Here is an 11,723-nt window from a genome sequence, read left to right as displayed (position 1 = left end):
TGCGCAGATCGCTGACGTCGGGGACGCCGCCGCCCGACCTCAGCCGTTCCCGCGGGAGCAGGTGGCCTGCGTGGCCTTGGAGCCGTTGACGTTGGAGGGCAGTTCCACCACGTCGGGCGCGGGCGTGGCGCCGGCGGCATCCGTGGCGCTCGGGGTGGGCGCGCTCGGCTCGGTCGACGGCTCGGACGGTGCCTCGGTCGGCGCCGACGGGTCGGCGATCACGCCCTCGTTCGAACCGAGGTCGCCGGTGAGGGCGATCGGCGCGTTGCGGTCGAGGGCGTCCCACAGTACGGCGGCGGACTCGAGGGAGGGGACGACGCGGTTGCTGTCGTCGGGATCGTCGTCGACCGGGTATTGCACGAACGTGATGTCGTCGAAGGGCACGTCTTTCAGCGTGTAGGCGAGCTGGGCGATCCGTACCGGATCGGCGAGGCTCTCGCTCGGCGTGATGTTGTTCACGGCCGTGTTGGCGAGTCCGAGGAGGGTTCCGGGGTTCGACAGCACCTCGTCGCTGCGCAGCTTGTTCAGCAGACGCGAGAGGTACTGCTGCTGGTTGCCGATGCGGGCGAGATCGCTCTCGTCGCCGATGCCCTTGCGTGTGCGCAGGAACGCCAGCGCGTCGAAACCCTTCACCACGCGGGGACCGGCCGCCCACTGGATGCCGGCATCGGGGTCGTCGATGCCGTCGCCGCCGATGCAGACCTCCACGCCGCCGATGGCATCCGTGATGTTGACGACGTTGCCGAAGCTGACCTTCGCCGCGAACGGGATGCTCTGGCCGCTCAGCTCCGACACCGTCTCGGCGACGCAGGTCAGCCCGCCGGCTTCGTAGGCGGTGTTGATCGACGCCTTGAAGGCGCCCGCGAACGTGCTGCCGTCTTCGGCCGTGCACTCCGGGATCTCGATCTGCAGATCGCGCGGGAACGACACGACGGTGACGCGTCGGGGGTCGGCGGAGACGTGGACGAGCATGTTGACGTCGTTGCGGGTGCCGGCGTTCTCGGGGTCGGAGCAGCGGTCGCCGAACGCTCCGGCGACGACGTCGTCGCACTCGTCGGTTCCGACCACCAGCACCGCGAAGGGACCCGAGTAGGCGCTCAGGGCGGGGGGCTCGGAGGGCGCGTCCGGAAGCGGCACCGCGGCCTCCTGCAGGCGCTGGGTGAGCGACCACGCGTAGAACCCGCTGACGGCCACGGATGCCACCACGAGGACGGCCAGAGCGATCGCCGCCAGCTTCAGACCGCGCCGCACACCCGAGTCGGGGCGGCGCTCTGCGTGATGGGCCGGAGGGGTGACGGGCATGGGGGTAGTCAACCACGGTCGGCCGGGGGCGGCTCGGTGCGGGGTCGTCCGCGCGGCGCCCGCCTCGGCGGTCGAGGAGTGCGCCCCTCGCGAGGGGTGCCGGAGGCGACACGACGGCGCGCCGACCGCCCGAGGTGACCGCATCGCCGCGCACGCGCGACCGCGGGGCGGCCCCCCTGTCGCGCAGACACGACCGCGGGGCGGCCCCACTGTCGCGCAGACACGACGGTGGGGCGGCCCCGGGAAGAGACCGCCCCACCGTCTGTCGGCGCTACTTGCCGCCCTCGGTCAGCGTCACCTCGATCGGCGTGTACTCACCGTCGACGGTGATGCCCTCGTCCTTCAGCTCGGAGAGCGCGTCCTCGATGTAGTCGTTCGAGTACGCCGAGTCGCCCGGCTCCTCGGTGATGAGGTTGAGGCCGTCCTGGTTGACGGCCTTCAGAGCGCCCTCGACCGTCTGGTCCCACGCGGCGGAGTCGATCATGCCGAACTCTCCACCCGTCCAGATGAGCTTGTTGACCTCGTTCATCTGCCACAGCTGGTGCGTGGGGCCCACGGGGAAGGCGTCGACACCCGGCGCGGTCGCCGCGGCGTAGGTGATCTCGGCCGCCTCGGTGGGGTTGTCGCGGGCGTACACCCAGCCCTTGACGACGGCTTTGAGGAAGCGCTTCGCGGCATCGGCGTAGGCGGGGTCGTCGGCCAGTCGCTGCGTGTCGGCCCAGATGGCGTCCTGCAGCATGGCTCCGGCGGTGTCCTCGTACGAGATCACGTCGACGTCGTCCATCGTGTACAGGTTCCCGGTGGCGGGGTTCACCGTCTCGAACAGCTGCGCGAGCTCGTTGTAGGTCATCGCCTGAGCGGCATCCACATCGCGGTCCAGCAGTGCATTCATCGAGAAGTCCTGCGTCGTGATCTGCACGGTCGAGGCGTCGAGGCCCTGGTCGGCCATCGCGGCGAAGATCTCCCACTCGTTGCCGAAGCCCCACGAGCCGATGCGCTTGCCCTCGAAGTCGTCGACGCCGGTGATGCCGGAGTCCTTCCACGACACCTGGGTGGTGCCCGACTTCTGGAACACCTGCGCGATGTCGGTGAGTTCGACGCCCTGGTTCTCGAGCGTGCCGAGCACCTTGGGAACCCACGCGACGGCGAAGTCGACGTCGCCCGCGACGAGGGCGTCCTGCGGCACGATGTCGCCGCCCGAGGGGAGCACCTCGACGTCGTCGAAGCCCTCCTCCTGGAAGTAGCCCTGATCGAGGGCGACGTAGTAGCCCGCGAACTGCGCCTGCGGCAGCCACTGCAGCTGCAGCTTCACCGAGGTCAGGGGAGTGACGTCTCCGTCGGATGCCGCGGGTTCGGAACCGCCGCCCGAGCAGGCCGAGAGAGTGAGGGCCGCGGCCGCGACCCCCGCGATCGCGCCGAGGGCGCGACGGGTGCTGTGTCTCATGGAAGATCCTTCCGGTTCGGGTGGAGCGGGTGTCGGGTGGTGCAGGTTCCCGGTGCCGCCACGGTCACGGGCGCAGGGCGCCGAGCCGTTTCGCGACGACGCGTTCGAGCAGGGCGGTGACGACGAAGAAGACGAGACCGATCGCGATGCCTCCGCCCACGAACGCCCAGGCGAGGGCCGCGCGGCCCGACTTGGCGTATGTGGCGATAGCGGTGCCGATGCCGTCGGCGGGGCCGCCGAAGTACTCCGCGACCAGGGCGGAGATGACGGCGAGGGATGCCGCGACCCGCACGCCCGTGAGCAGGTACGGCAGCGCGGTGGGAAGGGTCAGTCGCAGGAACGTCTGTCCGCCGGTGGCAGCGGTGGCCCGGAACAGGTCGCGTTGCACCGGGCGTGTCTGACGGAGTCCGCGGAGGGTGTTGACGAAAACGGGTACGAAAGCCGCGATCGCGGCGACGGCCTGGCGTCCGAACTGGCTGGACGCTCCGAACATGGTGTTGAGGATCGGGGTGAGCGCGACGATCGGCACCACCGCGAGGGCTGCGACCAGCGGTGCGGTCATGCCGTCGACCGGCCGCCAGGTCGCGGCGAGGGCGGCGAGCAGCACGGCGACGACGGTTCCGGCGAGCAGCCCCACGAGGGCGTTCGTGCCGGTGATGCCGGCCGCCTCCCACACCAGGGGGAAGCGCTCGACGAGCTCGGTCGCGACCGCGATCGGATCGGGCAGCATCCGCGGTGCGCTGCCCGAGGCGACGAACGCAAACCAGGCGAGCAGTCCCGCGAGCCCCACGACGACGGGGGCGGCCAGACGCGCCCAGCCGGGCAGGGGAGTGGCGTTCATCGCCGACCTCCCACGGGGAGGGATGCCACGGAGCGCCGGGTCTCGGCATCCGTGGTCCGTCGGGGGATCCCGGATGCCACCCGCGGGCGCGCCGCGCGCCGGACCCCGCTCATCGTTCGTTCGCCCGCTGGACGGGGGCTCCGTGCAGCGCTTCGCGGACGGCCGTGACCCGGGCGAAGAACTCCGGCGACTCGCGCAGGTCGTCGTCGCGCTCGCGGCCGGGGCGGGTGTCGACCACGTCGGTGATGCGCCCCGGCCGAGGGCTCATCACGACGACGCGGTCGGACAGGAACACCGCCTCGGGGATGGAGTGCGTCACGAACACCACGGCGGCTCCGGTCTCGGCGGCGATGCGCGCGAGTTCGGACTGCAGCCGCTCGCGGGTCATCTCGTCGAGCGCGCCGAACGGCTCGTCCATCAGCAGCAGCCGGGGCTGCGCGGCGAGGGAGCGGGCGATGGCGACGCGCTGCTGCATGCCGCCGGAGAGCTGGTCGGGGTAGCGGCCGATGAAGTCGGTGAGCCCGACGAGTTCGGCGAGCTCCGTCACGCGGGCGTCGCGGCGGGCGCGCGGCCACTTGTGCAGGTCGAGAGGGAGGGCGATGTTCGCCGCCACCGTCAGCCACGGCAGCAGCGCCGCCTGCTGGAAGGCGATGCCGTAGTCCTGGTCGAGTCGCGCCTGGCGCGCCGACTTGCCGTAGAGCGTCAGTTCGCCGCCGGTGGGGCTGTCGAGGTCGGCGATGAGCCGCAGCAGCGTGGACTTGCCGCAGCCGGAGGGTCCGATGAGCGAGACGAACTCTCCCGCGGCGACGGTGAGCTCGACCCCGGTGAGGGCGGTCACCTCGCCTCCGGCGCTGGGGAACACCTTGCCGACGCCCGCGGCGCGGACGGCGAGGTCGGTGACGGTCTGGGTGGTCATGCGGTGTCCTCCCCGCGACGGAAACGGTGCAGAGCGACCCCGACGAGCGCGACGCCGCCGGCGGCGACGAGTCCCATCACGACGGTGCCGAAGGTGGGGGCCCAGGGGGCGGCCGGGTCGGATGAGGCCTGGCCGGCGAGCTGGATGAGCATGCGTCCGATGCCGCCTCGGAGGCCGATCGAGACCTCGGCGACGACGGCGCCGACGACCGCGGACGCGGCGGCGAGGCGAAGCGCGGGCAACAGGTGAGGCACGGCCGTCGGCAACCGCAGTCGCACGAGCGTCTGCCCCCAGCCGGCCGAGTTCGCGCGCATCAGGTCGAGGTGCAGGGCGTCGGGCGCCGAGAGGCCGCGCAGCATGCCGACCGCGACGGGGAAGAAGGCCAGGTACGACGCGATCAGCGCCACCGACAACCACGGCGGCCAGGGGAAGCCCGAGCGATCCACCTGGGTGCCGATCGCGTTGACCACGGGTGCGAAGGCGATGAGCGGAACGATCTGGCTCACCACGATCCACGGCAGCAGTCCCGCCTCGACCAGGCGCCACCGCTGCATCGCGATGCCCAGGAGCGAGCCGACCACGACGCCGATCACCCAGCCGAGGGCGGCGAGGCCGAGCGTCATCCCCGCCGCTCCCGCGACGGACACGATCAGCGGCGGGGTGTCGCCGCCGCTCGTCGGTGCGAACATGCGCGTGATCATGTCCCACACGTGCGGCATGGCGCGGTCGTTCGTGCGCGGGAGCAGGATGACGCCGGACCCGGCCGATCCGTCGCTGCCGACCGTGAGGCCGTCGGCGGGGCCGAACGTCTTGTACAACTCCCACGCGGCGACGACGACCGCGATCCCGGCGATGCCCCATCCCGCTCGCACCGCGGCGGTGCGGGCACGGGAGGAACGGATGCCGGGAGCCCGCGGCATCCGTCCCTCGTCCGCCGTCTCGACGGGCGCCGCCGTACCGGGGGCGATCACCTGGTCGGTCACGGTCGTGTCACCGCTTCGCCGTCACCGGGGGAGTGAGCGCGGGGATGACGGTCTCGCCGTAGACCCGCATGGTCTCCTCTTTGTTGTCGTGCTGCAGGTAGCCCGCGAACTGGGTGACGCCCAGGGCGCGGAGCTTCTCGAGCTTGGTGATGTGCTCCTCGGCGGTGCCGAGCACGCAGAAGCGCTCCACGATCTCGTCGGGCACGAAGTCGACGTGATCGTTGTTGCTCTTGCCGTGCGAGTTGTAGTCGTATCCGGTGCGCCCCGCGATGTAGTCGGTGAGGGCGGCGGGAACCTTTCCCTCGGTCCCTGAGCCTGTCGAAGGGCCGTATTTGGTCACGATGTCGGCGACGTGGTTGCCGACCATCCCGCCGAACCAGCGGCACTGCTCGATCATGTGCGCGCGCGATTCGGGGGTGTCCTCGCCGATATACATCGGGGCGGCGACGCAGAACGCGATCTCGTCGGGGTCGCGGCCCACGTTCTCGGCGGCCTTGCGGACGGTCGCGATCATCCACTCGGCGATGTCGAGGTCGGCCAGCTGCAGAATGAAGCCGTCGCCCACCTCGCCGGTGAGCTTCAGTGCGAGCGGACCGTACGCGGCGACCCACACGTCGAGCTCCGACCCGCGGCTCCAGGGGAACTGCAGCGTCGCGCCGTTGTACTCCACGGCGCGGGAGTTGCCGAGCTCGCGGATGACGTGGATCGACTCGCGCAGCGCTTTGAGGGTCGTCGGGCGCCCGTTGGTGACGCGCACCGCCGAGTCGCCGCGACCGATGCCGCAGATCGTGCGATTGCCGTACATCTCGTTGAGGGTGGCGAACGTGGATGCCGTGACCGTCCAGTCGCGGGTCGCGGGGTTGGTCACGAACGGGCCGACGGTCACCCGGCGGGTCGCCGCGAGGATGGCCGAGTGGATGACGTACGGCTCCTGCCACAGCAGGTGCGAGTCGAAGGTCCACACGTGGCTGAAGCCGTGCGCCTCGGCGAGCTGCGAGAGCTGCACCGTGCGGGCGGCCGGGGGGTTCGTCTGCAGGACGACACCGAAGTCCATGGGGTCTCCTCTCAGATCAGGTACTGGCTCAGACCGCGCTTGACGAACCGGCCGTCGCCCGGCGCGCCCAGGTAGGCGCCGTCGTCGACGACGACCTTGCCGCGCGAGATGACCGTGTCGACGTGCCCGTCGATCTCGAAGCCCTCCCACGCGGAGTGGTCCATGTTCATGTGGTGGGTCTTGTCCACGCCGATGGACGTGTGCCCGGCCGGGTCGTACACGACGATGTCGGCGTCGGCGCCGGGAGCGATGACGCCCTTCTTGCCGTACATGCCGAACATGCGCGCCGGTGTGGTGCTGGTCAACTCCACCCAGCGTTCGAGGGTGATCTGCCCCGTGACCACGCCCTGGTACATCAGATCCATACGGTGCTCGACCGAGCCGATGCCGTTGGGGATCGCGCGGAAGTCGCCCTGACCGAGGGTCTTCTGGTCCTTCATGCAAAAGGGGCAGTGGTCGGTCGACACCATCTGGATGTCGTTGGTGCGAAGGGCCTGCCACATGTGGTGCTGGTGGCCCTCGTGCTTCGAGCGGAGCGGGGTCGAGCACACCCACTTCGCGCCCTCGAAGTCTCCCCACTCCTCGCTCGTGGCGCCCAGCTGGTCTTCGAGCGACAGGTAGAGGTACTGCGGGCACGTCTCGCCGAACACGTTCTGGCCGTTGTCGCGCGCCCAGGCGAGCTGCTCGACGGCCTGCTTCGCGCTGACGTGCACGACGTACAGCGGGGCGCCGGTCAGGTGCGACAGCATGATCGCGCGGTGGGTGGCCTCCTCCTCCATCTGCCAGGCGCGGGCGACGCCGTGGAAGTACGGCGAGGTCTTCCCCTTCTCGATCAGCTGCTCGGCGAGCACGTCGATCACGGGACCGTTCTCGGCGTGCATCATCGTCAGGAGCCCCGTGTCGGCGGCCACCTGCATGGCACGGAGGATCTGCGCGTCATCGGCGTAGAAGACGCCCGGGTAGGCCATGAACATCTTGAAGCTCGAGATGCCCTCGTCGATGAGCCCGGGGAGGGCCGCGAGGGAGTCGGCATCCACCCCTCCGACGATCTGGTGGAAGCCGTAGTCGATCGCGCAGTTGCCCGCGGCGAGCTCGTGCCAGTGGGCGAGGCCGTCCTGAACGCGCTCGCCCGTGCGCTGCACGGCGAAGTCGACGATCGTGGTCGTGCCGCCCCAGGCGGCGGCGCGCGTGCCGGTCTCGAACGTGTCCGAGGCGCTCGTGCCGCCGAAGGGCAGCTGCATGTGCGTGTGCGCGTCGATCCCGCCCGGGATGACGTACTTGCCGGTGGCGTCGATGACGGTGTCGACGGATGCCGCGAGGTCGTGGCCGAGCAGGGTCGACCCGGGCGCGAGCACGGCGGCGATGCTCTCGCCGTCCAGGAGCACGTCGGCTGTGGTGCGACCCGTCGCCGACACGACGGTGCCGCCCGTGAGCAGGGTGGTGGCCATGTCAGGCCTCCACGATCTCGCCGTAGGTGTCGGGACGGCGGTCGCGGTAGAACTGCCAGTCGTCGCGCATCTGCTGCACGAGGTCCATGTCGAGGTCGCGGATGAGGATCTCCTCGCGCTCGGCCGAGCCCACCGCGCCGACGTGGTTGCCCCGCGGATCGATGACCTGGCTCGTGCCGTAGAAGGTGACGGCATCCTCGCCGTACTCGTTGTCCTCGCGGCCGACGCGGTTGGGCTGCAGCACGAAGTAACCGTTCGCGACGGCGGCGCACGGGCCCTCGACCTCCCACAGACGGTTCGAGAGACCGGGCTTGGTCGCGTTGGGGTTGAACACCATGTGGGCGCCGTTCAGGCCCAGCTCGCGCCAGCCCTCGGGGAAGTGCCGGTCGTAGCAGATGTACATGCCCACCTTGCCGACGGCGGTGTCGAAGACGGGGTAGCCGAGGTTGCCGGGACGGAAGTAGAACTTCTCCCAGAACTTGTCGAGGTGCGGGATGTGGTTCTTCCGATAGCTGCCGAGCACGGTGCCGTCGGCGTCGACGAGCACCGAGGTGTTGTAGTACACCCCGGTCTGCGCCTCCTCGTAGATGGGCAGCACGCTGACCAGGCCCAGCTCCTTGGCCAGGGCGGCGAAGCGCTGCACGATCGGACCGTCGACGGGCTCCGCGAAGCGGTAGTACTTCTGGTCCTGGGTGATGCCGAAGTAGGGGCCGTAGAACAGCTCCTGGAAGCAGACGATCTCCGCTCCTCGCGCCGCCGCGTCACGGGCGAACTGCTCGTGCTTGTCGAGCATCGATTCCTTGTCACCGGTCCACGTGGTCTGCGTGATGGCCGCTCGCACCGTCGTCATGGGTCCTCCTCGATCTCTGCCCCGCGGGGGAATGCGGGTGGTCGCATTCTGGCGGGGTGTTCTGTTACTGTCGCGCCTGAACATTTCTCGACGATTTCGTCGGGTGACTTCGCCGTTAATTGGAGCCGCATGCTCTCTCCCCGCGCCCTCGGGTCCCGCTCCGCCGCGGGGCTGGCGGCGGAGATCGCCCGCCTGGTCACCGACGGCACGCTCGTGCCGGGGGAGCGCCTTCCGACCGTGCGGCAGATGGCAGCCGACCTCGGCCTGTCCACGGGGACGATCGCGGCGGCCTGGCGCGCCCTCGCCCACGCGGGTGTCGTCACCTCCCGGGGCCGTTCCGGCACCTTCGTCCGCTCGGAGCGACGTGAGTGGCTGAGTCCGCGGGTGCGCGGCATGTCCGCGGGCGAGGGTCCACCCATCGCGGCGCCCAGCGGCCTCGGAGGGCGGGGCGCGCACGGCATCCGTCTCGATCTCTCGCTCGGCACGCCCGACCCGGCGATGCTGCCCTCGCTCGAGCGGGCACTCTCGCGGGCACGTCCGCGCGCCGACACCGGCCGGTACCACGACCTTCCCGTGCTCCCCGAGCTGCACGACGCCCTCGTGGAGGACTGGCCGGTGCGGACGGTCGAGGCGCTCACCGTCGTCGACGGGGCGCTCGACGGTATCTCCCGCACGGTCGAGCAGGTCGTGCGCTTCGGTGACCGGGTCGCGGTGGAGTCCCCGGGATTCCCGTACATCTTCGACCTGGTGGAGGCCACCGGGGGCGTCGCGATGCCGCTTGCGAGCGATGCCGACGGCATCCTGCCCGCCTCCCTGGCGCGCGCGCTCGCGCAGCGTCCCTCGACGCTGGTACTGCAGACGCGAGCGCAGAACCCCACCGGGGTGTCGATGTCGGTCGAGCGGGCGAGGCGTCTGGCCGACGTGCTGCTCACCGTTCCGGGCGGGCGGGCGGTGACCGTCATCGAAGACGACCATTCCGCCCTCATCGCCACCGCCCCCGCGGTGACCCTCGCACGGTGGATCCCCGCGCAGGTCGTGCACGTGCGCGGGTTCTCGAAGTCGCACGGCCCGGATCTCCGCATCGCGGCCCTCGGGGGGCCCGCCCGCATCGTCGAGCGGATCGTGCGCCGTCGCATGCTGGGACCCGGGTGGACCTCGAGGCTGCTGCAGGCGGTGCTGCTCGAACTGCTCACCGACCCCCGCTCGATCGCTCCCGTCCGAACCGCCCGCCTGCTCTACCGCGACCGGCTCGACCGTATGGCGGCGGCTCTTCGCCGCCTCGACATCGACGTGGGCGCACCCGACGGCATCAACCTGTGGCTGCCCGTCCGCGACGAGCGTGCGGCCGTCGTCCACCTCGCCGCCGAGGGCATCGCGGTGGCCGCGGGCGGGCCGTTCGTCGCCGACGCCTCCGCCGAGCAGCGGGTGCGCGTGACGGCGGGATCCGTCACCGAGAACGTGCGCCTCGTCGCCGACGCGCTCGCCCGGGCGGCATCCGCTCCTCCGCTGTCGTAGGGGCCGTCAACCCCCGGATCCGATGTCGGAGGCGGCTCCTAGGGTGGATGCCATGACCGTTCCTTCTGTTCAGCTCAACGACGGAAACTCCATCCCCCAGCTCGGCTACGGCGTGTTCCTCGTGCCCGCCGACGACGCCGAGCGTGCCGTGTCCGAGGCCCTCGAGGTCGGCTACCGCCACATCGACACCGCCGCGATCTACAAGAACGAAGAGGGTGTGGGCCGCGCGATCGCCTCCAGCGGCCTCTCCCGCGACGACCTCTTCGTCACCACGAAGCTGTGGAACGCGCGCCACGACGGCGACGACCCGCACGCCGCGATCGACGAGAGCCTCGAGAAGCTCGGCCTCGACGCCGTCGACCTGTACCTCGTGCACTGGCCGACGCCCAAGGCCGACAACTACCTCAACGCGTGGCAGAAGCTCATCGAGATCCGCGAGGCGGGCAAGACCCGCTCGATCGGCGTCTCGAACTTCCTCGTGCCGCACCTCGAGCGCATCGTCGCCGAAACCGGCGTGACCCCCGTGGTCAACCAGATCGAGCTGCACCCCGCCCTCAGCCAGCGCGAGATCGCCGCGTGGGGGCAGCAGCACGACATGCACATCGAGTCGTGGGGCCCGCTCGGGCAGGGCAAGTACGACCTGTTCGAGCTGCCCGCGGTGAAAGATGCCGCCGAGGCGCACGGCAAGTCGCCGGCCCAGGCGGTGCTGCGCTGGCACATCCAGCACGGCTTCATCGTGTTCCCGAAGTCGGTGCGCCGCGAACGCCTCGAAGAGAACTTCGACCTGTTCGACTTCGAGCTCACCTCCGACGAGATGGCCGCCATCGACGCCGTCGACCCCGGTGACGGTTCGGGCCGCGTCGGCTCGCACCCCGACGACGTCGAGTGAACCGGAGCGCATGAACCGCCTCGCGAACGCCTCGAGCCCCTATCTGCGGGCCCACGCCGACAACCCCGTCGCGTGGTTCCCGTGGGGGGCCGAGGCGTTCGCGCTCGCGGCCGAGAGAGACGTCCCCGTGATGGTCTCGATCGGTTACAGCACCTGCCACTGGTGCCATGTGATGGCGCGGGAGTCCTTCCAAGACGCTGAGACCGCCGGCATCCTCAACGAGGGTTTCGTGTCGATCAAGGTCGACCGCGAAGAGCACCCCGACGTCGATGCCGCTTACCTCGACGCCGCGTCCGCGTTCACTCCCCACCTCGGCTGGCCGCTCACGGTGTTCGCCAGCCCCGAGGGCCGCGTGTTCTACGCCGGCACGTACTTCCCGCCGACACCCCGCCCGCCGCAGCCCTCGTTCCGCCAGGTGCTGGCCGCGGTGCGCGAGGCGTGGACCGAGCGCCGCACCGAGGTCGATGCCGCGGGCTCATCC

11 protein-coding genes are annotated in these 11,723 nt (G+C 70.6%); 3 read left to right on the top strand and 8 right to left on the bottom strand.

The genetic code is table 11. The annotated features are described in order from the left end of the window. Positions 1–39: 39 nt before the first annotated feature. From RWP81_RS08775 to RWP81_RS08740, 8 genes are all read right to left on the bottom strand, one after another. Positions 40–1,302 (bottom strand): LCP family protein, encoded by a 1,263-nt coding sequence (locus RWP81_RS08775; protein ID WP_314454959.1) that lies wholly within the window; start codon positions 1,300–1,302, stop codon positions 40–42. Positions 1,303–1,573: 271 nt separating this feature from the next. Then, positions 1,574–2,746 carry an ABC transporter substrate-binding protein gene (locus tag RWP81_RS08770; protein WP_314454956.1) on the bottom strand — a complete coding sequence of 391 codons (1,173 nt, stop codon included), beginning with the start codon at positions 2,744–2,746 and terminating at the stop codon, positions 1,574–1,576. A gap of 64 nt (positions 2,747–2,810) precedes the next feature. After that, on the bottom strand, positions 2,811–3,587 hold the full coding sequence (locus RWP81_RS08765) for an ABC transporter permease subunit (protein WP_314454953.1): 777 nt from the start codon (positions 3,585–3,587) through the stop codon (positions 2,811–2,813). 109 nt (positions 3,588–3,696) lie between these two features. Beyond that, positions 3,697–4,503 (bottom strand): ABC transporter ATP-binding protein, encoded by an 807-nt coding sequence (locus RWP81_RS08760; RefSeq protein WP_314454950.1) that lies wholly within the window; start codon positions 4,501–4,503, stop codon positions 3,697–3,699. Then, entirely contained in the window at positions 4,500–5,486 is a 987-nt protein-coding gene (locus tag RWP81_RS08755) for an ABC transporter permease subunit (protein ID WP_314454947.1), read from the bottom strand. The genes RWP81_RS08760 and RWP81_RS08755 overlap by 4 nt, the downstream gene beginning before the upstream one ends. 7 nt (positions 5,487–5,493) lie before the next feature. Then, positions 5,494–6,540, bottom strand: coding sequence for a TIGR03842 family LLM class F420-dependent oxidoreductase (locus RWP81_RS08750; RefSeq protein WP_314454945.1), 1,047 nt, complete (start codon positions 6,538–6,540; stop codon positions 5,494–5,496). An 11-nt stretch (positions 6,541–6,551) separates the two neighbouring features. Continuing rightward, the gene (gene hydA / locus RWP81_RS08745) at positions 6,552–7,988 is read right to left on the bottom strand and encodes a dihydropyrimidinase (protein WP_314454942.1); all 1,437 of its coding nucleotides are present in this window, start codon (positions 7,986–7,988) and stop codon (positions 6,552–6,554) included. Between the two features lies 1 nt (position 7,989). Continuing rightward, entirely contained in the window at positions 7,990–8,838 is an 849-nt protein-coding gene (locus RWP81_RS08740) for a nitrilase-related carbon-nitrogen hydrolase (RefSeq protein ID WP_314454940.1), read from the bottom strand. A 129-nt stretch (positions 8,839–8,967) separates the two neighbouring features. On the opposite strand from RWP81_RS08740, the gene RWP81_RS08735 reads away from it, so the two are divergent. The 3 genes from RWP81_RS08735 to RWP81_RS08725 form a co-directional block, all read left to right on the top strand. Further along, positions 8,968–10,353, top strand: coding sequence for an aminotransferase class I/II-fold pyridoxal phosphate-dependent enzyme (locus RWP81_RS08735; RefSeq protein ID WP_314454937.1), 1,386 nt, complete (start codon positions 8,968–8,970; stop codon positions 10,351–10,353). Positions 10,354–10,405: 52 nt separating this feature from the next. Then, positions 10,406–11,242, top strand: coding sequence for an aldo/keto reductase (locus RWP81_RS08730; protein WP_314454934.1), 837 nt, complete (start codon positions 10,406–10,408; stop codon positions 11,240–11,242). A 10-nt stretch (positions 11,243–11,252) separates the two neighbouring features. Continuing rightward, positions 11,253–11,723, top strand: a 471-nt coding sequence (locus RWP81_RS08725) for a thioredoxin domain-containing protein (RefSeq protein ID WP_314454931.1), incomplete at its 3' end; no start/stop codon positions are given.

Source organism: uncultured Microbacterium sp. (assembly GCF_963521695.1).
Taxonomy (GTDB): Bacteria; Actinomycetota; Actinomycetes; order Actinomycetales; family Microbacteriaceae; genus Microbacterium.
The sequence above is the reverse complement of the archived record's forward strand: the minus strand, read 5'-3'. Positions and strand labels throughout refer to the sequence as shown.

Bases quoted from the DNA above. Each gene is read 5' to 3' on its own strand.
- RWP81_RS08775 (WP_314454959.1), bottom strand. From the start codon at position 1,302: ATGCCCGTCACCCCTCCGGCCCATCACGCAGAGCGCCGCCCCGACTCG.
- RWP81_RS08770 (WP_314454956.1), bottom strand. From the start codon at position 2,746: ATGAGACACAGCACCCGTCGCGCCCTCGGCGCGATCGCGGGGGTCGCG.
- RWP81_RS08765 (WP_314454953.1), bottom strand. From the start codon at position 3,587: ATGAACGCCACTCCCCTGCCCGGCTGGGCGCGTCTGGCCGCCCCCGTC.
- RWP81_RS08760 (WP_314454950.1), bottom strand. From the start codon at position 4,503: ATGACCACCCAGACCGTCACCGACCTCGCCGTCCGCGCCGCGGGCGTC.
- RWP81_RS08750 (WP_314454945.1), bottom strand. From the start codon at position 6,540: ATGGACTTCGGTGTCGTCCTGCAGACGAACCCCCCGGCCGCCCGCACG.
- hydA (WP_314454942.1), bottom strand. From the start codon at position 7,988: ATGGCCACCACCCTGCTCACGGGCGGCACCGTCGTGTCGGCGACGGGT.
- RWP81_RS08740 (WP_314454940.1), bottom strand. From the start codon at position 8,838: ATGACGACGGTGCGAGCGGCCATCACGCAGACCACGTGGACCGGTGAC.
- RWP81_RS08735 (WP_314454937.1), top strand. From the start codon at position 8,968: ATGCTCTCTCCCCGCGCCCTCGGGTCCCGCTCCGCCGCGGGGCTGGCG.
- RWP81_RS08730 (WP_314454934.1), top strand. From the start codon at position 10,406: ATGACCGTTCCTTCTGTTCAGCTCAACGACGGAAACTCCATCCCCCAG.